Origin of the sequence: Natronosalvus rutilus (assembly GCF_024204665.1) — an archaeon.
Classification (GTDB): domain Archaea; phylum Halobacteriota; class Halobacteria; order Halobacteriales; family Natrialbaceae; genus Natronosalvus; species Natronosalvus rutilus.
In genome coordinates, this window is sequence record NZ_CP100355.1 from 17,640 (window position 1) to 39,189 (window position 21,550).

At 65.2% G+C, this 21,550-nt stretch carries 23 protein-coding genes and 1 tRNA gene; 17 read left to right on the forward strand and 7 right to left on the reverse strand.

Annotated features, from left to right (window positions below):
- The first annotated feature begins 143 nt into the window (after positions 1-143).
- Positions 144-1,190 carry a phytoene/squalene synthase family protein gene (locus NGM29_RS00125; RefSeq protein ID WP_254158256.1) on the forward strand — a complete coding sequence of 349 codons (1,047 nt, stop codon included), beginning with the start codon at positions 144-146 and terminating at the stop codon, positions 1,188-1,190.
- 318 nt (positions 1,191-1,508) lie between these two features.
- Here NGM29_RS00125 and NGM29_RS00130 read toward each other — a convergent pair whose 3' ends face one another.
- Positions 1,509-1,961 (reverse strand): hypothetical protein, encoded by a 453-nt coding sequence (locus NGM29_RS00130; RefSeq protein WP_254158257.1) that lies wholly within the window; start codon positions 1,959-1,961, stop codon positions 1,509-1,511.
- A gap of 64 nt (positions 1,962-2,025) precedes the next feature.
- Positions 2,026-2,880, reverse strand: coding sequence for a 3-hydroxyacyl-CoA dehydrogenase family protein (locus NGM29_RS00135; protein WP_254158258.1), 855 nt, complete (start codon positions 2,878-2,880; stop codon positions 2,026-2,028).
- A gap of 200 nt (positions 2,881-3,080) precedes the next feature.
- Here NGM29_RS00135 and NGM29_RS00140 point away from each other — a divergent pair, with 200 nt between their 5' ends.
- Positions 3,081-3,638 (forward strand): DUF7409 domain-containing protein, encoded by a 558-nt coding sequence (locus tag NGM29_RS00140; protein WP_311136834.1) that lies wholly within the window; start codon positions 3,081-3,083, stop codon positions 3,636-3,638.
- A gap of 56 nt (positions 3,639-3,694) precedes the next feature.
- Here the strand turns inward: NGM29_RS00140 and NGM29_RS00145 are convergent, their stop codons facing one another.
- Positions 3,695-4,387 carry a LiaF transmembrane domain-containing protein gene (locus tag NGM29_RS00145; protein WP_254158259.1) on the reverse strand — a complete coding sequence of 231 codons (693 nt, stop codon included), beginning with the start codon at positions 4,385-4,387 and terminating at the stop codon, positions 3,695-3,697.
- A gap of 242 nt (positions 4,388-4,629) precedes the next feature.
- On the opposite strand from NGM29_RS00145, the gene NGM29_RS00150 reads away from it, so the two are divergent.
- From NGM29_RS00150 to NGM29_RS00165, 4 genes are all read left to right on the forward strand, one after another.
- Entirely contained in the window at positions 4,630-5,418 is a 789-nt protein-coding gene (locus tag NGM29_RS00150; RefSeq protein ID WP_254158260.1) for a class I fructose-bisphosphate aldolase, read from the forward strand.
- Positions 5,419-5,420: 2 nt separating this feature from the next.
- Positions 5,421-6,308 (forward strand): class 1 fructose-bisphosphatase, encoded by an 888-nt coding sequence (locus tag NGM29_RS00155; protein ID WP_254158261.1) that lies wholly within the window; start codon positions 5,421-5,423, stop codon positions 6,306-6,308.
- An 85-nt stretch (positions 6,309-6,393) separates the two neighbouring features.
- Positions 6,394-8,166, forward strand: a complete 1,773-nt coding sequence (gene argS / locus NGM29_RS00160; RefSeq protein ID WP_254158262.1) for an arginine--tRNA ligase — start codon at positions 6,394-6,396, stop codon at positions 8,164-8,166.
- Between the two features lie 110 nt (positions 8,167-8,276).
- Positions 8,277-8,810, forward strand: a complete 534-nt coding sequence (locus NGM29_RS00165) for a GNAT family N-acetyltransferase (protein ID WP_254158263.1) — start codon at positions 8,277-8,279, stop codon at positions 8,808-8,810.
- Between the two features lie 21 nt (positions 8,811-8,831).
- Here the strand turns inward: NGM29_RS00165 and NGM29_RS00170 are convergent, their stop codons facing one another.
- A complete protein-coding gene (locus NGM29_RS00170) occupies positions 8,832-10,040 on the reverse strand; it encodes a potassium channel family protein (RefSeq protein ID WP_254158264.1) in 1,209 nt (402 codons plus the stop codon).
- 373 nt (positions 10,041-10,413) lie between these two features.
- Between NGM29_RS00170 and NGM29_RS00175 the strand changes: the two genes are divergently transcribed.
- The 3 genes from NGM29_RS00175 to serS all read left to right on the forward strand — a co-directional run bounded on the left by NGM29_RS00175 (position 10,414) and on the right by serS (position 13,805).
- Positions 10,414-11,667, forward strand: coding sequence for an RNA-guided endonuclease InsQ/TnpB family protein (locus tag NGM29_RS00175; protein WP_254158265.1), 1,254 nt, complete (start codon positions 10,414-10,416; stop codon positions 11,665-11,667).
- 201 nt (positions 11,668-11,868) lie between these two features.
- Entirely contained in the window at positions 11,869-12,108 is a 240-nt protein-coding gene (locus tag NGM29_RS00180; protein ID WP_254158266.1) for a hypothetical protein, read from the forward strand.
- A gap of 317 nt (positions 12,109-12,425) precedes the next feature.
- Positions 12,426-13,805 carry a serine--tRNA ligase gene (serS, locus tag NGM29_RS00185; protein ID WP_254158267.1) on the forward strand — a complete coding sequence of 460 codons (1,380 nt, stop codon included), beginning with the start codon at positions 12,426-12,428 and terminating at the stop codon, positions 13,803-13,805.
- 41 nt (positions 13,806-13,846) lie between these two features.
- On the opposite strand, the gene NGM29_RS00190 is transcribed toward serS, so the two are convergent.
- Complete coding sequence (locus NGM29_RS00190; protein ID WP_254158268.1) at positions 13,847-14,752, reverse strand: DUF7351 domain-containing protein; 906 nt, start codon at positions 14,750-14,752, stop codon at positions 13,847-13,849.
- 326 nt (positions 14,753-15,078) lie between these two features.
- Here NGM29_RS00190 and NGM29_RS00195 point away from each other — a divergent pair, with 326 nt between their 5' ends.
- The 5 genes from NGM29_RS00195 to NGM29_RS00215 are packed head-to-tail and all read left to right on the forward strand — an operon-like array spanning position 15,079 to position 18,155.
- Entirely contained in the window at positions 15,079-16,311 is a 1,233-nt protein-coding gene (locus NGM29_RS00195; protein WP_254158269.1) for a translation initiation factor IF-2 subunit gamma, read from the forward strand.
- Positions 16,312-16,320: 9 nt separating this feature from the next.
- Positions 16,321-16,707: a type II toxin-antitoxin system VapC family toxin gene (locus NGM29_RS00200; RefSeq protein WP_254158270.1), complete on the forward strand. Its 387-nt coding sequence runs from the start codon at positions 16,321-16,323 to the stop codon at positions 16,705-16,707.
- The gene (locus tag NGM29_RS00205) at positions 16,708-17,280 is read left to right on the forward strand and encodes a DNA-directed RNA polymerase (protein WP_253430163.1); all 573 of its coding nucleotides are present in this window, start codon (positions 16,708-16,710) and stop codon (positions 17,278-17,280) included.
- A 2-nt stretch (positions 17,281-17,282) separates the two neighbouring features.
- Complete coding sequence (gene spt4, locus NGM29_RS00210; protein WP_254158271.1) at positions 17,283-17,480, forward strand: transcription elongation factor subunit Spt4; 198 nt, start codon at positions 17,283-17,285, stop codon at positions 17,478-17,480.
- Positions 17,481-17,537: 57 nt separating this feature from the next.
- Positions 17,538-18,155, forward strand: a complete 618-nt coding sequence (locus NGM29_RS00215) for a GTP-dependent dephospho-CoA kinase family protein (RefSeq protein WP_425499186.1) — start codon at positions 17,538-17,540, stop codon at positions 18,153-18,155.
- 24 nt (positions 18,156-18,179) lie between these two features.
- Here the strand turns inward: NGM29_RS00215 and NGM29_RS00220 are convergent, their stop codons facing one another.
- Positions 18,180-18,599: a PaaI family thioesterase gene (locus NGM29_RS00220; protein ID WP_254158272.1), complete on the reverse strand. Its 420-nt coding sequence runs from the start codon at positions 18,597-18,599 to the stop codon at positions 18,180-18,182.
- A gap of 121 nt (positions 18,600-18,720) precedes the next feature.
- On the opposite strand from NGM29_RS00220, the gene NGM29_RS00225 reads away from it, so the two are divergent.
- The gene (locus NGM29_RS00225) at positions 18,721-19,827 is read left to right on the forward strand and encodes a geranylgeranyl reductase family protein (RefSeq protein ID WP_254158273.1); all 1,107 of its coding nucleotides are present in this window, start codon (positions 18,721-18,723) and stop codon (positions 19,825-19,827) included.
- Positions 19,828-19,882: 55 nt separating this feature from the next.
- Here NGM29_RS00225 and NGM29_RS00230 read toward each other — a convergent pair whose 3' ends face one another.
- Positions 19,883-20,389, reverse strand: coding sequence for a halocyanin domain-containing protein (locus tag NGM29_RS00230; protein ID WP_254158274.1), 507 nt, complete (start codon positions 20,387-20,389; stop codon positions 19,883-19,885).
- 200 nt (positions 20,390-20,589) lie between these two features.
- Between NGM29_RS00230 and NGM29_RS00235 the strand changes: the two genes are divergently transcribed.
- Both NGM29_RS00235 and NGM29_RS00240 read left to right on the forward strand, forming a co-directional pair.
- Positions 20,590-21,222, forward strand: a complete 633-nt coding sequence (locus NGM29_RS00235; protein ID WP_254158275.1) for an FxsA family protein — start codon at positions 20,590-20,592, stop codon at positions 21,220-21,222.
- Positions 21,223-21,289: 67 nt separating this feature from the next.
- Positions 21,290-21,363, forward strand: a tRNA-Ile gene (locus NGM29_RS00240).
- The last annotated feature ends 187 nt before the right edge of the window (positions 21,364-21,550 follow it).

Consider the following 21,550-nt stretch of genomic DNA (forward strand, 5'->3'; position numbering starts at 1 on the left):
GTTGATTCGCGTGTATTCGACCACCCTTCGAGACCCGGTGTGTCGGCCCCGTCGAGACTGAACCGGCCGGTTCGGTTCCTGTATTCCCAGGATCGTCCGCGACCGGGGTGCTTTTCCGGAACGACGACCAATAGGGGGTCTAGATGACTACGGGCTACTCCCCTCCCGCCACCGAATCCGACATCGAGTGGTGCTACGACGCCGTCCACGGCGTTTCGCGCACCTTCTCGATCACCATCGACCGACTCGAGGAGCCGATGGCGCGTCACATCTGCCTGGGGTACCTCCTGTGTCGAATAGCCGACACGATCGAGGACGCCGGTCACATCCCACCGGCCGAGCAGACCACCCTGCTCGAGGAGTTCGACCGGGTACTCGATCCGGACGCCGACACGACGGCGGAAGACTTCCGCGAGGCTGTCGAGCCCTGGATCCCGGAGGAGCGATCCAGCGACTGGGACGTCGTCGCTCACACCCCGCGAGTCGTCAGGTCCTTCGAATCCCTCGAGGACGAACCTCGCGAGATCATGCGCGAACCCGTCCGCGAACTCGTCGACGGGATGGCGATGTTCACCAGCCGGTACGCCGACCAGGGCGGCCTCCGCCTCCAGACCCTCGAGGAACTCGAGGAGTACTGCTGGTACGCCGCCGGAACCGTCGGGACGCTCATCACGGGGCTCGTCGCCCGCGGCACCTCGCCCGAGCGCGCAGAGGTGCTCCGCGACAACGCCCGGTCGTTCGCCCTGCTCTTGCAGTTGGTCAACATCGCGAAGGACGTCGAGACCGACTACCACGAGGAAAACAACGTCTACCTGCCGGCCGAGTGGCTCGCAGAAGAGGACGTCGCCGTCGAACGCGTCACCGACGAAGCCCACCACGGCGGCGTCACGAACGTCATCCGCCGGGTGACCGGGCGAGCGGAGGGATACCTCGACGGTGCCCAGCGCTACCTCGAGGTGCTGCCCGAACGCCACGGCAACACGCTGTCGGCCTGGGCGATTCCGTACCTCCTGGCCGTGGGCACCCTGCGCGAACTCCGCGAACGGCCCGAGGACGTCATTCGGGAGGGGAACGTCAAGATTTCGCGCGCAGAAGTCTTCGCTGTGATGCAACAGTTCGAACAGGACCTCTCAAGGTCGGCACTCGAGGAGTTGCGAAGCGAGATGTCCGAGAAGCCACTCCACCAGTAACGGGTTCACGTCCGGCGGTAGCGGGCCCGTGTCTACCGGTGTGGGTTCGTGTTCGCCCGTAGCGGGTTCGTGTCTGCTAGTTGTAGGTACGGGAGTTTCGGAAGAGGGGAGATACTCAACAGCCTGAATTTTATTACAGGAATTATATCTTATTGCTATTGGTCCTATAGTGCTGGAATAGGTCGGCACGAACGACTCGAGTATCTATAACTCGTCGGCAATTACAGGACTTCGGACCGAGCAGCCTCGAGGCCCGGAGGAAGTCCGGGTAAGGAAATACAGAACAGACGATACAGAGCGGACACTCCTGAGCAAACGTTACTCGAGCGCGAAGACGTTCGCCTCGAGCCGACGGTCGGGGGTTACGGTGATCGTCACGTGGGCCTCCGTGACGCCCCAGCCGTCCTCGAGCTGGTTGGCGATTTCCTCGCTCGAGAGGCGAATCGACTCCTCGCCGAGGCGCGAACGAATGCCGTAGGGGCGGGCGGTCTCGTCCCACGGGCCCCGGACGGCCTGGCGGTCGTGGCCGCTCTCGTGGCCTGCAGGGTCGAGCCAGCGAGTGGTCTCGCGGGCGGTCTCGAGGTCGGTGCCGACGGCAATCTCGACCGTGGCGCGCTCGCTCGAGTCGTTCGCGACGTGGAGGGAGGCGATCCGAAAAGTACCGGGATCGGACCGCTGGCCCCAGGCGACGGCGGCGGTCAGGGTCGTGCCGAGCCCGCCGAGTCCGAGGCCGAGGACTGTCCGGCGGGAGTACGTTGGAGTGGAGGGCATCGCTATCCAACACTTCAGCGGCGCTACTGATATACCTGTTGACTCGCCAAGAGGTGTGCGAGTGCTAGTCGTACTCGTAGAAGCCCCGTCCGGTCTTTTTGCCGAGGTCGCCTGCCTCGACCTTGCGCTTGAGGAGGTACGCAGGCTTGTACCGATCCCCGAGTTCCTCGTACATCGTCTCGGAGGCGTGCAGGCAGACGTCGAGGCCGATGTGGTCGGCCAGTTTCAGCGGCCCCATCGGGACGTTCGTCCCGAGTTCCATCCCCGCGTCGATGTCTTCCTTGGTCGCGACGCCCTCGTCGTAGATCCTGATGCCCTCGTTGAGCCAGGGCATCAGGATACGGTTCGTGACGAAGCCGGGCTTGTCGTCCGATTCCCAGGTCGTCTTCCCGAGGGCTTCGGCGACCTCGTGAGCCAGGTCGGTGACGGCGGCGGTCGTCTTCTCGCCGACGACGATTTCGACCCCCTCCATGATCGGGACGGGGTTCATGAAGTGCAGACCGACGACGCGCTCGGGGTGCTCGAGCGGCGCCGCGATCGAGGTGATCGAGAGCGTGCTCGTGTTGGTCGCGAGCATCACGTCCGCGTCGCAGTGGGTCTCGAGATCACGGAAGATGTCCCGCTTGATATCCATATTTTCGACGGCGGCCTCGACGACCAGGTCGCAGTCGGCGAGGTCCGCGAGGTCGGTCGTCCCGGCGATGCGCTCCCGGATCGTTTCGGGATCGTCGGGGAGGGCGTCCTTCCCGTCGAGGCGCTCGAGGCTGTCGGCAATCGCGTCAAATCCGCCCTCGACGTATTCGGATTCGATGTCTCGCATGACCACGTCGTAGCCGGTTGTGGCGGCGACCTGGGCGATGCCGCTCCCCATCGTCCCCGCGCCGACGACGCCGATTCGCTCGATGTCCTGGCGTACCATGGCGTGCAATACTTGCGATTCGCTGGTAAGTGTAGCGATACGTCGGGACGAGAGGGCAGTCGAGTCCCCCTCCACTTGCCGAGTTCGGGGACAAAAACAGCCGACGGCCGCGGCGTCAGACGTCGCGACTGCTGGCGATTTTCTCGAGGGGAAGGTTCAAGTTCCGGGCGTGTGAGGTATCGATAGTTCCGGTGAATCGCGTGAGCAAGGAAAACGTGGCCGAAACGAGAGACGGCGCTGCACGGCTCCTCGAGCCGGGCCACCGCGAGGCCCTCGAGGATGCGGGTATCGAACCGGCAATCGTCTCGAGACAGAGTTGCTCCTATCGGATGCTGCTCGACGCCGGCCTCGACGAAGGCGTCGCCGACGCGCTCCGCCGACAGTTCTCCCTGCCGTGGTCGTTCGAGACCGATGGCGACCTGGATCGTCGCTCGAGCGAGGTTCGCGGGCTGGGAGAGGCCGAACGCGCCTGGGTCGCCGCGAGCGCCGACGAGGGCTGGCAGGCGTTCGAACCCGTCTCCTCGAGCGGGGCCGAAGCCGGGGCCGAGGACGCGGACGACCGTCCCTGGCCCCGACCCACGCCGGTGACGGCGGTAACCGGCGTCAGTCCCGAAAACGCCGCGAGGCTAGCCGAAGCGGGGATCAACTCCGCGGAACGGCTGGCGACGGTTCACGCGACCGAAGTCGCGAAGGTCCTCGAATTGAGCGTCCTCCACGTTCGAACGTGGCGTCACAACGCCCGCGAGTTGGTCGACTAGGGGAGTTCGGGCTCGAGGAGGCAACGGAGACCGTAGGACGGAAACACCGAAAGTAATCAATCCGCTACGGAAACCGCGCCAAAGGCGGCGAAGCCGGTAACGACGAGGTCGACTTCTTCGTGCTGTCTCTCTCGACGGGGACGGTCGTCGGAAGCCCCGCCGAGCACGGGCAGGACGTCCAGTTCTACGTTCCAGTCGCGGGGGACGATGATCTCGACGCCCCCGAACATGGCGACCGCATTGACCCGCGCCGGGCGCTCGGCGGGTCTGGCGTCCCGAAGGTCGAGTTCGGTGCCGCCGAACAGCGCCGTCAGGTCTGCCCCCGTAAACGCCGTCGACGTGTTGCGCTTCTCGACGCCGCCGAACGCGGCGAACGCCGAGGTAAAGGCGTCGTCGGTGGCTCGAACGCGCGAGCGGTACTGGCCCAACACGACCGAGAGACCGAACGCGATGACGAGCAGCGGCCAGAAGACGACGACCTGGTCGACGGCCGCGTACCCGAGCGCGACCAACTGCCACGCACTGGCGATGCCGATCAGGACCAGCGGACCGACGACGTTTCGGAAGCGACTCCGGACAAGCGCCCAGACGCCCACGGCGACGACGACCATCGGTGCGAGCGACAGGATGCGGTCGGTCGAAACCAGACCGGTCGTCTCGAGCAGGAGCAACAGGCCGACAAGGATCACGACCGCCCCGAAGAGGAGTTGGCTGGTCGGGAGTCGGGTGGTGGTCGTTCGAATGCCCATGCTAATGGTACGCTCTCGAGGTGCAAATAGCCCGAGCGTGGTTCCACGGGGTCGAGAACGATCGATATCGACCGACCCCACTAAATAGACAGATGTTAAATATGTGAACCAGAGGATAATTTTGGAGCGGGCGCTATTCATGCGTTCGAATCCAATCTCGACCCGATTTACTACTCGAGAAAGTATTTTTCAGCTGAGAGGACCGCCAACGATATATGGGTCGATGGTGGAGTTGCAGGCAGATGCGACCCATCGACGACTCACCGATCGTTCGCGACGGAAACGCCTGCATTCTCGCGATGGACCACGGCCTCGAGCACGGGCCGGTCGACTTCGAGGAGGTGCCCGAGAAGCTCGACCCCGCGACCGTGTTCGAGACGGCGACCCACGACGCGGTGACGTGCATCGCCGTCCAGAAGGGAATCGCCGAGGGCTACTACCCGAGCTACGAGGACGACGTCAACCTCCTGGTGAAACTCAACGGCACGTCGAACCTCTGGATGGGCGAACCGGACTCCTCGCTCAACTGTTCGGTGGAGTACGCTGCCGAGATCGGGGCCGACGCGGTCGGGTTCACCCTCTACGGCGGGTCGAACAACGAAGTCGAGATGGCCGAGGAATTCCGCGAAATCCACGAGGCCGCCCGCGAGTACGACCTCCCCGTCGTCATGTGGTCGTACCCGCGCGGCCAGGGGCTGAAAAACGACACGAAACCGGGGACGATCTCCTACGCGACCCGACTGGCTCTCGAACTGGGCGCCGACATCGCGAAGGTCAAGTACCCCGGCAGTGCCGACGCCATGGAACACGCCGTCCAGTGTGCCGGCGACATGAAGGTCGTCATGAGTGGCGGCTCGAAGACCGACGACCTCGACTTCCTCTCGACAGTCGAGGCCGTGATCGCCGCCGGCGGCAACGGTCTCGCCGTGGGCCGGAACGTCTGGCAGCGCGAGAACCCCGAACGGCTACTCGACGCCCTCGAGAAGGTCATCTACGAGGAAGAGACGGCCGACGCCGCCCTCGAGGCGTGACGATGGCGACGGCGCTCAACGGCGCGGTCGAGCCGGTCGATTCGATTATTCGGACAGTCGCCCGATCGGCGACCGAGATCCGCCAGGGCCTCATCGGCCGCCGGAGCAGCGCCGCCGAGGAGAACCCCAGTGGCGAGACCCAGCTCGAGGCCGACGTGTGGGCCGACGACCTCCTCTACGATCGCCTCTCGCGACTCGAGGGCGTCGCCCAGTACGCGAGCGAGGAGCGCGAGGAGGTTCTCGACTGTGGTGACGACGTCGACGTAGACGACGGCGTCGCCGTCGCCCTCGACCCACTCGACGGCTCCTCGAACCTGAAGTCGAACAACACGATGGGGACCATCGTCGGGATCTACGACGAGCCACTCCCGGCGCCAGGCGAGGCCCTCCTGGGGGCGTGTTACGTCCTCTACGGACCGATCACCACGATGGTCGTCGCCACCGAGGACGGCGTCTCGGAGTACGAACTGGGCGGTGGCGAGGCGACGGTCGTCCAGGCCAACGTGACCCTCCCCGACGACCCGGTCGTCTACGGCGTCGGCGGGCGCGTCCCCGACTGGCCGCCCGCGATCGAAGCCTACGTGAGCCGTCTCGAGAGCGAACTCAAACTCCGATACGGCGGCGCGATGATCGGCGACATCAACCAGGTGCTGACCTACGGCGGCCTCTTCGCGTACCCAACCCTCGAGTCGAGTCCCGAGGGGAAACTGCGCGTCCAGTTTGAGGGCAACCCCATCGGCTACATCCTCGAGCGAGCAGGGGGCCGCTCGAGCGACGGACACGGCTCCCTGCTCGCCGTCGAACCGACCGAACTCCACCAGCGGACGCCGCTGTACGTCGGGAACAAGGCGTACGTCGATCTGATCGAGGACATTCTAGCGGACGCGTAGCTCGTCAGCGGCGAGTGGCACCTGGCTCCGTCAGCGGTCAGAGAAACCCGACACCCCTTTACTCGCGCCCCGAAAACGGGGTGGTATGTTCCGTTCACTCCGTACGGAGGTCGAGGCCGCCCTCGAGCGGGCGCTCTCTACGCTCGACCTCCCGACCGACGACCTCGGCATCGAAGAGCCGCCGGAAGACGTCCCGGCCGTCCTAGCCTCGAGCGTCGCCTTCCGACTGGCCGGCGAGATGGGGGCGGCCCCGCCGCAGGTCGCGGCCCAGCTAGCCGAGGAAATCGACGTCGACGACCTCGAGTACGTCGGTCGGATCGACACCCAGGGGCCGTACCTCAACTTCCTGCCGAGCGACGCCTACTTCGCCGATACCCTCGCGGCGGGCACCGACGAGGCCTACGGCCACTTGCCCGACCGCGACACCTCGGTCATCGTCGAACACACGAGTGCCAACCCGACCGGTCCAGTCCACGTCGGCCGCGCTCGCAATCCAATCGTCGGCGACGCCGTCGCGAACGTCCTCGACACCGCGGGATATGACGTCGAACGCCACTACTACGTCAACGACGCCGGCCGCCAGATGGCCGTCTTCACCTGGGCCTACGAGACCTTCGACGAGAGCGACCTCGAGACCGAACCCGAGCGCGACCGCGTCGAGTACGACCTCGTGCGCTACTACCAGAAGGGCAACGCCTACCTCGAAGCGGCTGACGAGGACGCCGTCGAGGCGGCCGAAGCCGAGATTCAGGGGATCCTGCAGGGGCTCGAAGAAGGCGACGAGGAGACCTACGAGCGCGTCCAGACAGTCGTCGATCAGGTTCTGGGCGGCATGCGCGAGTGTCTGGCCCGCCTCCCCGCTGAGTTCGACGAGTTCGTCAAGGAGACCCGGTTCATGCGCGACGGAAGCACGCAGGAAATCGCCGACCGCCTCCAGGACACCGAGTACGCCGTCCTCGAGGAGGGGGCCTGGCAACTCAACCTCGAGGAGTGGGATATCGAGAAGAAACTCGTCTTCCTGCGCTCGGACGGCACCTCGCTGTACACGACGCGGGACCTCGCCCACCACGAGTGGAAGTTCGACAACTACGACCGCGCCGTGACCGTTCTCGGCGAGGATCACAAGCTCCAGGCGAATCAGCTCGAGGCGGCCCTGGAACTGCTCGGGAACGACACCGACGCGCTGGACTCGATCCACTTCTCATGGGTCAATCTCCCTGGCGGCGAGGGCATGTCGACCCGCCGCGGGACGGGGGTCATGCTCGACGATTTGCTCGACGAGGCCATCAATCGTGCTCGCGAAGAGGTCGAGAGTCGCCTCGACGACCGTATCCGCGACGACGACCTCGAGGAAGCGGACGTCGAGCGGATCGCCCACCAGGTCGGCATCGGCGCGGTCCGCTATGACATCGTCTCCAAACAGCCGACGAAGGGGATCACCTTCGAGTGGGACCAGGCGCTCGACTTCGAGGCACAGTCGGCCCCCTACGTGCAGTACGTCCACGCGCGCTGTTGTGGGATCCTGGACGAGGCAGGTGTCGGCGTCGACGGTACCATCGAAACTGACGTGGACGACGACTTGCTCACCACGGACGCCGAACACGACCTCCTCGAGACCATCGCCCGCTTCCCAGCCGTCATCGAGGAAGCCGCCGACGACCTCGAGCCCCACCAGGTGGCGACTTTCACCCGCGAGTTCGCGGAGGCGTTCAACGCGTTCTACCGCGAGTGCCCGGTGCTCGCCGACGACGTCGATCCCGACGTGCGCGAGGCGCGCCTGGCCGTAGTCACCGCCTCGAGGCATACGATCGCGAACGCGCTGGCCGTGCTCGGGGTCGAGGCGCCGGAGTCGATGTGAGTCGGACGCGTTCTCGCCGACTGGAGGCGGCGTGATCCCGGCCGTCCGGGGTGTGTGAGGTTACATCACACGACGGCGACGTTGAAGTACCTAGTCCGTGAGTAAAGCGTATGCCCGGAGCCGTATTTCTCGAGGGAGAGCGCGTCGAACTGCGAACCGTCGAACTAGAAGACGCCGAATTCTTGCAGGAACTGATCAACGACCCGGTCGTCCGGACGAGCCTGTTCGCCCACCGTCCCATTGCCGGCCACCAGGAGCAAGAGTGGATCGAATCGATCGGCGAGGACGACGCCGTCAAACTATTGATCTGCGTCGACGGCGAGGCCGTCGGCATCGTCACCCTCGAGCCCCCGAACGACGTCTGGGGTTGTGCCGAAATCGCTTACATGGTCGCGCCGGCCGAGTGGGGCAACGGCCACGCCACCGACGCGGTCGAGGCTCTCTGCGGGTACGCGTTCACCGAGCGGCGGCTCAACAAGGTGTACGCGAGCGTCTACGCGACGAACGGGGCCTCGGCGCGCGTGCTCGAGAAGGCGGGGTTCCAGAAGGAAGGCGAGTTTCGTCGGGAGGCGTTCGTCGAGGGCGAGTACGTGGACCTCCTTCGGTACGGGTTGCTGGCCGAGGAGTGGACGGACGGCAGGTAGGTATCGGTTCGGGACTCAGATTCAGGCTCGAGCCAGGTCCTCGAACGCCGACGCCGACGTCCTGGTCCCCTTCGCGATCAGCACGTCGCCCGCCTGGAGGCTCGCGTCGGCGTCCCCGACGAGCAACCAGCCGTCCTCGGGTCGGCGGATGGCGATGATCGACATGGTCGACTCGGTGTCGGGCATTCCGTCGACGATCGACTGCCCGTCTAACTGGCTCCCCGGCTCGACCTCGAGGCGGGTGATGATCTCGTCGCTCTCCTCGACGGCCATCTGCACGACCGGGTGGACGTCGATCTCGCGAAAGACGCCCTCGGTGATGTCGACGGCGGCGTCGCTGATGATCTCCGTCGCCTTGCTCAAGTGGATCAGCCCACGCAGTCGCACCGGATCCGGGGCGTCGGCGGCCGCCCGCAGTGCCCACGCTTCGAAGCGTGACTCGAGCGCGTCGACTTCTACCTCGAGGTTCTGGACCTCCTCGGCCAGCCCGTCGCTGTCGAAGAGGACGCTGCTGTAGGCCAGGTCGACGGCCAGTTCAGAGAGGTTCTTCATGTGGACAATGGCGTCGACGGCCCGCTCGAGGTCCGCCAGGTCGGGCGTCGCGGCGACCGGGGGTTCGTGGGGCGAGCCAGTCATGGTCTCACAGACCTCCTCGATTCCGGCGTCGGGCCCGCGCATGAACGCCACGTCCGCGGCTTCGACCGCCGTCTGGGGACCGGGGTTGAGGATCCACTCGTCGCCACGTCGGAGAGCGATGATCCGGACGCCCGTCTCGGACTCGAGGTTGATGTCCTCGAGAGTTCGCCCGGCGTAGGCCGAGTCGTCGGCGACGACCTCACGGACGAGCGTCTCGACGGCCTCGGGGAGCGCCGCACGCATCGCTTCCGGGAGGCCGATGTCCTCGAGGACGACCTTCGCGATGTCGCCGGCGGCGTCGCTGATCTGGTCGGCCGCGACGACGATACCCAGCACCGGCGCGAGCTGTTCGGCGTCGTCCGGGTTCCGGGCTGCCATCATGAGGCTCATCCGCCCGCGCATCTCGAGGCGGTCCATGCGCGACTCGAGGCGAAGAACCTCGCGTGCGAGGTCCTCGTTCCGGTGGAGCACGGCGGAGTAAGCGAGGTCGATCAGCAGTTCGGCCGTGTCTTTCATCTCGACCAACACGTCCTTGACGCTGATCGGCTCGTACTCGATGGGCGTCGACGGCGCCTCGTCCGCGAGCGGGTCCATGTCCGAACACACCCACCGCGTGGAAAAAAGCGTTTCCCGCCCGCTGTCCCGGAGGTCGCGCATCGACCGGGACGCGTTCGATGGCTCGAGCGTCCGACCGTTTGATTGCGACGACCCGCGACGAACGGAGCGGAGCGGCCTGAACGCAACTGCCGCTCGTTCGGGTCCTATCTACCGGGGTGACTTTCAACTGATGCGGTAGCGCGGAGTCCCCGTCCTCAAGGAACGAGCGAAGTCGTTCGAAAGACCGTGGGTCTTTCGTGATGACGAAAATTTTCGATTTTCGAACCACGAGTGAGTAGGGAGGGGAGGTGCGCGTTCGTATAGGGCACAAGCACTAGCCTATAAATAGGCACTTAGCTACATTGAATACATGGCGGACGACTACGTGCGTCGGACGGCAATCACCCGCCTCTCGGTAGACAGTGAGCAGCGCGAGTTGCTTGAGGAAACTATCTCCGAGTGGAAGCGTGGTTGCCAACTTGCCACGGACATGGCGTGGGGCAAGTGTAACACAAAAAGCGACGTACAGCCCCTGGCCTACGACGACGTGCGCGAACACACCGACCTCGGGAGTCAGCACGCAATTCTCGCCACTCACCAAGCTGCACAAGCCATCACCGGCTGTATCGAGCGCCGGTCCAAAGGCAAGATAGTCAGCAAGCCCACGTTCACTGCACCCACGGTGAAGTACGACACTCGGACCATGACGCTGTTCGATGACGGTACAGTCTCTCTCTCCACAACGGAGAGTCGTGTCCGGTGTGAACTTGCTCTGCCCGACGCCGACGATGGCTACCAACGGCAGTACCTCGACTCGAACACGTGGAGCGTCACGGAAAGTACGCTCACCGCCCGTGACGGCGACTACTTCTTGCATATCGGCTTCCGCCGGCCCAAGAACGACACCGAGCGGAACACCGTCGAGGACGGAACGGTCCTCGGGATTGACCTCGGTATCGAAAATCTCGCCGTCACGAGCACCGCACACTTCGTCAGCGGGCGGGAGTTAACACACAACCTCCGCGAGTTCGAAAAGGTACGCGCCAGCCTCCAACAGACCGGGACGCGAAGCGCCCACCGGACACTCGAACAGTCGAGTGGCCGGGAACTTCGATACATTCGTGACGTGCTCCACCGGGCGTCGAACGCGATCGTGGATGAAGCACTCCGATACGAGTGTGACGTGATAGCGTTCGAGGACTTAACCCATATCCGCGACCGCACGGGAGCGTCGTGGGGTCACAAGTGGGCGTTCCGAACACTGTACGAACAGGTGGAGTATAAGGCCGAAGTGGAAGGTATCTCAGTGAAGCAAGTCGGGTCGGCGTACACATCGAAGCGGTGCGCCGAATGTGGATTCACAGCTGACGAGAATCGCCCGACTCGCAACGACTTCCGATGTGTGAAGTGCGAGTCGGAAGCGAATGCGGACTACAACGCAGCGAAGAACATCGGGATGCGGTATGTCCGTCGGGGCCAACAGTCGTCTCGGCGGGCGGGCAACAGTCAGCTTGCCCTGAAGTCTGGGACTGTGACGCCGAGCGGCGGATTCACCGCCCACCCGGAAGGGTTTGACGCCGAGTCCACGGACAAGCCCCACCCTCAACGCGCCGAAGGCGCGTAGGGTGGGGTAGTTGACTGGCTGGCACTTGAAAGCGGTTCGCTATTCAGTCAGGACGCGTGAGTGTCGTACATGCGAGGAAGACAAACGTCAGTCCGTGCCGAAGACGAATCGAGAACCTGGCTCGATCGAGTACGGCGGCGGTCGGCGGAGGAGCCACCGGATGAATCGAGCGGTCGGTCCGGCTGGCGACGGTGGAACTCCATGCGGCCAGGGCAGGACGAGCGAGGAAGCTGGTTCGGCCGGTCGAGTGCGGATTCGGAGACAGTCGACGACGAGTCGGGCAGCTGGTTGAGTCGGGCGAGGGCGAAGTACGGTCTCGGCACGCTGTTCGTCGCCGCCGGGATCGTCCTCGTTCTCTTCCCGGAACCCATCACCTCGGCGACGGGCATGATAATGGTCGGGGCCGGTGTCCTCCTGTGGCTGGCCGGCCTGGTCCGGTGAGCTGATCGCTAACCCAAGACTCGCGGGGAACGGCCCTCGAGTGACGTCGCGACCGTCAGTTCTTTCGAACGACAGCGGTACCGATCAGATCTTTCGAACGACGGACAGTGTCCGGGCGATGTCGGCCGGAGAGCCTCAGATTCGAGATAGACTGTCCTCCGCGGGCAATTCGAGGCGGCCAAAGCTCGAGACGACTGAAACTCGAAACGGCCGAAAGCTCGAGTCGGCCCGCGCGTAGACAGGAGATGGGGAATCGACTGTCTCACCGTCACACACATCCGACACGGTTTTTGCCGGGGGGCGGGAATCGACGCCCAATGCTCGACCGGACGATCCTGCGCGAGGACCCCGAGGCGGTCCGCACGGCCCTCGAGAACCGGGGGACCGACGTCGACCTCGAGGCGATCCTGGAAGCCGACGAGGAGTGGCGCGACCTGAAAGCCCGCGGCGACGACCTTCGCCACCAGCGAAACGAGGTGAGCTCGAAGATCGGCGAACTGAAACAGGCCGGCGAGGACGAGGCGGCCGAGGAGGCCATCGAGCGCTCGCAGTCGCTCAAAGCCGAGATCGAGGAGGTCGAGAACCGGGCGACCGAACTCGAGACCGACCTCGAGGAGCGTATGCTCGAGTTGCCCCAGATTCCCGACGAGAGCGTTCCAGTCGGCGCGGACGAGGACGAGAATGTCGAGCGCCGCCGGTGGGGCTTCGACGACATGCGCGACCTGCCCGCGGATGTGACGCCCCACTACGACCTGGGCGAGGACCTGGACGTCATCGACGAAGCCCGGGCAGCCAAGACCACCGGCGCCGGCTTTTACTTCCTCAAGGGCGACGGTGCCCGCCTCGAGCACGCGCTGATCCAGTTCATGCTCGAGATCCACCGCGAGCAAGGGTACGTCGACCTCCTGCCGCCGGTCCCGGTCAATAGTGCGTCGATGCGCGGGACGGGCCAGTTCCCAAAGTTCGTCGACGACGCCTACCGACTCGGCGGGAGCAACGAGGACGCGTACGACGACGAGGACCTCTGGCTCTGTCCCACCGCGGAGGTCCCCGTTACCAACATGTACGCCGACGAGATTCTCCTGAAGGACGACCTGCCGCTGAAACACCAGGCGGTCACCCCCAACTTCCGGCGGGAAGCCGGCGAACACGGCACCGAGACCCGCGGCATCGTTCGCGTTCACCAGTTCAACAAGGTCGAGTTGGTCAACTTCGTCGAACCCGAGACGAGTTACGACCGCCTCGAGGACCTCGTAGGCGAGGCCGCGGCCGTGCTCGAGCGACTGGGACTCCCCTACCGCATCCTCGAACTCTGTACCGGCGACCTGACGTTCGCGAGCGCGAAGACCTACGACATCGAGGTCTGGGCGCCCGGCGACGACATGGACGACGGCCCCGAGGAAGGCGGACGCTGGCTCGAGGTCTCGAGCGCGTCGAACTTCGAGGACTTCCAGGCCCGCCGGGCTGGCCTGCGCTACCGGCCCGAGCGTCACGAGTCGGCCGAATATCTCCACACGCTCAACGCTTCGGGGCTGGCGCTGCCCCGGGTCGTGGTGGCGATCCTCGAGTACTACCAGAACGAGGACGGCACCGTCACCGTCCCGGAGGCGCTCCGGCCGTACATGGACGGCCAGGAAGTCATCGAGGGCCACGAGAAAGTGGGCGAGAGCGCGCTGGGTGCGGGCGAGCGGGAGTAGGCGGGTAGTCGTTCGGTTGCGAGAAAGCGGCAATCTCTCTTTCAGCAGGACCGCGAGTCGACGCTCGTCTCGAGCACGTCCAGGTCGTCGTCCAGTCGGACGGTCATCACGTCCTCGCCGGCAGGCATCCGGACCTCGAGTCGGTACGGGTCGCGAGCCACGACGCGGGTGAACTCGTCGCTGACACACCACGGGAGCGTCCAGTAAGGGCGCTCGTCGAGCCTGATCCCGCGTTCGCGGTGGAAGGTCACGACCGCAGAGTGATCGAGTAGGCGGAGGCCGGCGGCCGAACAGAGGGTGTGCCCGCACTGGACGCACTCGTGGTCGACGCGAACGTCGACGCCGAGACAGCACGCGCCCTCCTCGACGACGTGAGTTTCCATCCGACCGCTGCACTCCGGGCAGACGCCGTCGGCGGCCAAACAGTGGAGGTGGCGCACCCGGTTGTCGAACGCCTCGGCGACCTCCTCGTGGGTTCGGTCGGCGAGGCCACCCGGTGGGAACGAGTACTCGCCGTGGCGCTGGCCGCAGTCGGCGCACTCGATGGCCAGTCGCTCGTCCTCGTAGACGCCCTGGAGCGGGCCGCCGCAGGTGACACAACCGCCCTGGACGGGAAACGGCTCGAGGTCGGGGTGTTCGTTGAACGTCCCCGCGATCACGGATCTGACGACCTTCTCGCCGGCGTGTTTGAAGTCGTAGCCTCCTTCTCGCTGGACCACGAACTGACCCGAGAGCTTCTGGAGGTGGTAGTTGAACTGCGCCGAGTCGCGCATGTCGACGGCCCGGCGGAGGTCCGAAAACGCCACCGGGCGCTCGTCGGCGGCCCACAGCGCCTCGAGGATCGAGAGGCGCGTCTCGTTGCCGATGAGGGCGAACGCCTCCGCCGGTCCGAGACAGTCCGTACACTCGAGGATCGTGGAGTCGCTCGAGACGTCGGGTTTGCTCATATCGGATAATCGACCACGAACGACTAAAGCGTTCGCTGAATCTGTTTTTTGTAAGAGATCGGAAAACTCTCGCCGCCGTGCCCGTCCTCCCGCTATGCCCATCGCGTCTGTCGCGCCCGCCACTCTCGCCCCCACCCGTCGCTCCCGATTGCGCCTCCCTCGAGCAGTCGACCCGAACGCAAATCACTCGAGCGGTGTCGAAATCCCGCCCGCGCAATAGCCATCGCTCGAGGGGACGAGGCTGGCAGGGACTGGCGCACGCACCTGCAGAACAGTAGGTTTATCAATCGCAGGGCGGAAGCCCTAGTAGAATTACTTACCGTCTTATGGCAGGAAATGGACAACCGGAGGTGAACATCGGACTCGTCGGCCACGTTGACCACGGCAAGACGACGCTGGTGCAGGCCCTGAGCGGCTCGTGGACCGACCAGCACTCAGAGGAGATGAAACGCGGCATCTCCATCAGGCTGGGCTACGCGGACGCGACGTTCCGTCGCTGTCCCGGGGTCGACGAACCCGAGTGTTTCACCGTCGAAGAGGAGTGTCCGGACGGCTCGGAGAGCGAGCCCGTCCGGACCGTGTCGTTCGTCGACGCCCCGGGGCACGAGACCCTGATGGCGACGATGCTGTCGGGAGCCTCGCTGATGGACGGTGCCGTGCTCGTCGTCTCGGCTTCCGAGCCCGTGCCACAGCCCCAGACCGAGGAGCACCTGATGGCGCTGGACATCATCGGCATCGAGAATATCGTCATCGCCCAGAACAAGGTCGACCTGGTCGACGCCGAAACCGCCCGCGACAACTACCAGCAGATCAAGGATTTCGTCGCGGGAACGGTCGCAGAGGACGCACCCATCGTCCCCATCTCCGCTGGCCAGGAGGTCAACATCGACTACCTCATCGGCGCCATCGAGGAGGAGATTCCGACGCCCGAGCGCGACCCCGACGTCGACCCCCGGATGCACGTCGCCCGGAGCTTCGACATCAACAAACCCGGGACGACCTACGAGAACATCACCGGCGGCGTCCTCGGCGGCAGCCTCGTCGCTGGACAGCTCGACGTCGGCGACGAACTCGAGGTCCGTCCTGGCCGACAGGTCGAAGAGGGCGGCCAGTCCGAGTACGTCCCGATCGAAACGACGGTCCGCTCGCTACAGGCGGCGGGCCAGTCGGTCGACACGGCCACACCGGGCGGCCTACTCGGCGTCGGCACCGGACTGGATCCGTCGCTGACGAAGGGCGACGCCCTCGCGGGCCGCATCGCCGGTCCGCCGGGGTCGCTCCCGCCGACCTGGGAGCAGTTCACCATGAGCGTCGACCTGCTCGAGCGCGTCGTGGGCGCCGAGGGAAGCGAGACTATCGACCCAATCAGCACGGGCGAACCGCTGATGATGACCGTCGGCACCTCGACGACCGTCGGCGCCGTCACCAGCGCTCGCGAGGGCGAGTGCGAGGTCAACCTCCAGCGGCCCGTCTGTGCCGAACCCGGTGCCAAGATCGCCATCAATCGCCGAATTGGCGCTCGCTGGCGCCTGATCGGCCTCGGCACGCTCCAGGAATAGTCCGGAGAGATGACCACGACGGTAGTCCTCGACACGAGCGCGCTCATGATGCCGGTCGAACTCGACGTGCGACTGTTCGACGAACTCGACCGGGTCGTCGGATCGTACGAACCGACGACGCCCCAGCCGGTCCTCGAGGAACTCCGGCGGCTGTCCGAGCGAGGCGGTGAGGAGGGCACCGCGGCGACGGTCGGCCACGACCTCGCGACCGAGCGCTGTCTCGTGGTCGACACCGAGGAATCGTACGCCGACGACGCATTGGTCGAACTCGCCCGCGAGGGCGTCGCCGACTACGTCGTCACGAACGACCTCGCGCTTCGCGACCGGGTCCTCGAGGCAGGGATACCGGTAATTGCATTACGCGGGAGAAACAAGTTAGCAACCACTCAACCATAGATGTACAAACGGGTCAAACTAAAGGATACAGTAGAAGTGCCCCCGGAAGCCCTCGGCGACGTCTCGCCGGGGCTCGTGAAGCAACTGCTCCAGGACAAACTCGAGGGACGCATGGACGAGGAAGTCGGCAGCGTCGTCTCCATCACCGAGGTCCACGACATCGGCGAGGGGACGGTCCTGCCCAACCGACCCGGCGTCTACTACGAGGCGGAGTTCGACGCGGTCACCTTCGACCCGCAGATGCAGGAGGTCGTCGACGGGACCATCGTCGAGGTCGTCGAGTTCGGCGCCTTCGTCGGCATCGGCCCCGTGGACGGACTGCTCCACGTCTCCCAGATCTCCGACGAGTACCTCGCGTTCGATCGGGAGAACCAGCGCCTCGCCTCGAGCGAGTCCGACCGGGCCATCGGCGTCGACGACGCCGTCCGGGCGCGCATCGTGACGAAGAGCATCGACGAACGCAACCCGCGCGACTCGAAGATCGGTCTCACGGCCAAACAGCCCGGCCTGGGCAAACACGGCTGGCTGACCGAGGAGTTCGAGCAGCGCGAAGAAGTCACGGCGGGTGAATAATCGTGGCGTCGAACCGCCTCGTCTGTCGCGAGTGCCACCTCGTCAATCCGGCTGACGCCACCACCTGCAAGTCCTGTGCCTCCTCCTCGCTCACCGAGGACTGGGCCGGCTACGTCGTCATCGCCCACCCCGAACAGAGCGAGATTGCGACGGAGATGCAGGTCACCGAACCGGGCTCGTACGCCCTCAAGGTTCGATAGTCGATTTCGTGAGTGTGAACGTGATCGTGAGCGGGCCAGGAGCGTGACTCGACAACCGTGACTCGAGACGACGCGAACGTGGACGGAGACGTCGATTCCGACGACGATGGCGATGGCAATGACAACCAGCCCCTGCTCTCGCTTCCCAACTCGCTTCGCCACGAACTCAAAGACCCGATGGGGCCGGTCGAAACCGATCCCGGAATCTTGCTCGAGGCCGTCGACGGACCATTGATCGCCGTCGGCGACGTCGTGACCTACCACCTCCTAGAGGCTGGACGCGCGCCGGACGTCGCCCTGATCGACGGCTACACCAAGCGGGAGACCGTCGACGCGGAGGTCGAACGCGTCGTCAACGACGAACGCCCCGAGGGCGACCACACCACCCTCGAGGTCGCGAACCCGCCCGCCGTGCTGACCCGACCCCTGCTCGAGGCGTTAGTCGAGGGCCTCGAGCGACCGGAATCGGTGACCATCGTGGTCGACGGCGAGGAGGATCTGGCCGTCCTCCCGGCCCTGCTTGCGGCGCCCGAGGGCGCGAGCATCGTCTACGGCCAGCCCGACGTGGGGATGGTTCACGTCACCGTCGACGCGGAGACGCGAGCGAGCGCGCGAGGCCTGCTCGAGCGATTCGACGGCGACGTCGACCGAGCACTGGCGTTGCTCGAAGGATAGTCGGGGTTCCGTTGGATCGCCGACTCAGGAGTCGACGAACGGATTGTTTCCGTCGACCATATTCGTCTTGTACACGCCTCGAGTCGTCGCGAGCGTTCGATCGTCCGCATCGACGATTTCGGCCTCGACGACGCCAGTTTCGGCACCGTATCGTACCACTTCGGCAGAGCCGTAGATGTCCCCGGTCGCCGGTCGAAGGTAGTCGATTCGCACGTCCAGCGTCGGACCGGGGGCGCCTTCCACCGACGCGAGGGCGGCCGCCGACAGGGAATCAGCCAGTCCAAAGGGGACGGCTCCGTGGGCGAGCAGCGTCGACTCCGAGAGCGAGTGGTGAGCCTCGAGTTCGATCTTCCCTTCCACGTACCCCTCCTCGACGCGGGTGACCTCGAGCCCGAGGTGCTCGCCGAACGGGTACGTTTCGTTGAATCGTTCGTGAACGTCCATGTACCCGATAGCTCGCGGGAGGAGGATATCACTGTTTCTACGCCGCGGATGGCAGGGTTCCCGGAACCCGTGCTACCGCGCTTCGTGAAGCTATTTACCGTCGGCTGAGTACGTCCCGGGTATGTACGACTTCGCCATCGTCGGCGTCGGCCCGGCGGGCGCGCGCTTTGCCCGGCGCGCCGCCGAATCGGGATACGACGTCGTCGCCTTCGAGCAGGGTCGGATCGGCGAGCCACTCGCGTGTTCCGGACACGTCAGCACCGACGTCTGGTCGTTCACCGGCGACGACGCACGCGAGGAACTCCTCCAGAACGAGGTGTACGGCGCCCGATTTCACGTCGGGGGCCCCCACGAAGTCGACGGTGCCGGACGCGACAGCTACCAGTTCTACAAGCGCGAGGTCGTCTCGAACGTGATCGATCGGGTCGGCCTCGACCGCCACCTCGCCAACCTCGCTCGCAAGGCCGGGGCCGACGTTCGAGACGGGCACACCGTGACGGCCGTCGACGAGCGCGAGGAGTCAGTCGAGGTGACGGTCAAAGGCCCCGACGGCACCGACACCGTCGAGGCGAAGATGGTCGCCGGCTGTGACGGTCCTCGCTCGCGAGTCCGAGAGGCGCTCTCGCTTCCCGAACCCGACGAGTTGCTCCACGGCGTGCTCGCCTTCTCCGCGGAGGACGACCCCGGCGACTTCGTCGACGTCCACCTTACGGCGCCGAAATTCTTCGCCTGGCGCATTCCGCGCGCCGACGCCGGCGTCGAGTACGGCCTGGCCGCGCCACCGGGTGCCCACGTCAACCGCCACTTCGAGGACCTGATCGACGGCTTTGACGTCGAGGTCTCACACCGGTGCTCGGGGTTAATTCCCATCGGTCCGCCGGATCGAGTCACGAGTCGTCGCGGCTTTCTCGTCGGCGACGCGGCGGCCCAGACCAAGCCCTTTACCGGCGGCGGCATCCTCTATGGAATGACCTGCGCAGATCACGCTGCCGACCGGATCGATCCCGACCGCCCGGCGAGCCTCGCCGCCTACGAACACGCCTGGCGGGACGACCTCGAGCGAGAGATCGGACTCGGCCACTGGCTCCGGCGGGCGTACTCGCTCCCCGAACCAGTTCAGCGCCTCGGCCTGGCGGCGACGGCCGGCGAGATCGGCGTCCACATGGACCGACCGACGTCGGTCGCCAGCCTCGAGCACCTGAAGGCGATGCTCTCCGGGAGTCGGTAACGCACGTCGACCGTCGGCGACAGGCAAAGAGGAGGGCGCGGATGAAAACGAGGGGTTACTCGACGACGACGGCGCCTTTCATGCCCATGCTGACGTGGGGCGAGCAGTGGTAGGTGAAGGTACCGGTCTCCTCGAAGGTGTGTTCGAAGGTTTCCCCCTCGTCGCTCAGCATCTCGCTCTCGAAGCTTCCGTCCTCGGCGATGACGTCGTGTGGGCTGCCGGCGCCGGTCCACTCCCAGACGACGGTCGTGCCCGAGTCGACGACGATGGCCGCAGGCCCGTACGCGAAGCCGTCCGAGCCAGCACCGACGTCGACGGTGACCTCGGACTCGCCGGTGTGGTCCTCGACGCCGTCGTAGTTGTTGGCGTCGTCGAGGTAGCCGTCGAAGTCGTAGTCGGCACTACTGTTTCCGTTGCCATTGCCGTTGCCGTTGCCATTTCCGTTCCCGCTGTTGTCGCTACTGGGCTCGTCTTCCTCGACGCAACCGGCCACGAGAGCCAGCGCCAGTGTTCCGCCCGATACCTGCAAGAACGTCCGTCGACTGCTAGTGTGTGAAGTCATTGTTCGTCGCTATCAGAGCGTATGTCCGGGTAATGGGTCAGTTGCTCGGTCATTACCAGTCGGCGGGAATATCGTCGAACATGTTCGTGTTATATACTTGTAGCCTTCCATCGACGGCTGATGGGCCAGCAACCGAACGAGCGGTGGACCGCACCGATCGAGAGTAAAGGGTTTTCACCCTCGAGCGGCTATCTCGAGTAATGCTTCGGTGGATCCTCGCGCTGTTGCTCATTCCGTTTCTCGACGCCGTGTTGCTCGCCGTCGTCGTGAGCCAGACGACGTACATCGGCTGGATCGGGATGGTCGCCCTCGTCGTCCTCACCGGCCTGGTCGGCATGTTGCTCGTGCGCGCCGAAGGCCGCAGAACCCTTCGGAAGACCCAGCGGTCGCTCGCGGAGGGCAAGCCGCCGACCAACCAGCTCCTCGACGGCGCCCTGCTGATCGCCGCCGGCGCGTTCTTGCTCACCCCTGGGCTGGTGACCGACCTCATCGGCTTCCTGTTCGTGATTCCGCTCACGCGGGTGCCGATTCGCGCCGCGCTCAAGCGGTTCGTCATCGTCCCCTACCTCGACACGAAAAGCGACGGATTCGCCAGCGGCGTCGCCTGGACGGGCGGGTTCCCCGGAGAGGGGGCGACTGGCATCTCGTGGTCCAGTGGCTCTGGGGCGGACACGGGAGTTGGGACCGGAACCGAAACTCGAAGCGACGACGCCACGACAGTCGACCTCGACGAGGACGACTACTCGGTCGATACTGGCTCGAGCGGTCGCCACGTAGGGTTCGACGACGAGGGAGATGGCCGGGGTGATCACGACGACCCCTCCGCTCGCTAGCGGTTCTCACGGCCCCCAGAGAAAGAAACGTTTAAACGTCCCTCCGCGCAATTCACAGATGCGACGCGGGCCAATAGCTCAATCAGGTTGAGCGCCACTCTGATAAGGTGGAGGCTCTCGGTTCAAATCCGAGTTGGCCCATGTTCTCTCCGCGAGCAATTTCGTGAGCCGAGAGTACGGGCTGCCGTGGGGAGTTTTTCTTGGGCATCAGCGACCAGGTGATAGCCCAGCGAGTGGTTTCCGTCGTTCGCAACTGGGCATTACTCGAGGAGAAGTTTCAGAGTTCGTGGCGGAGGTCGAAGAATTTCACCCACCTTTTTTCGGTCCC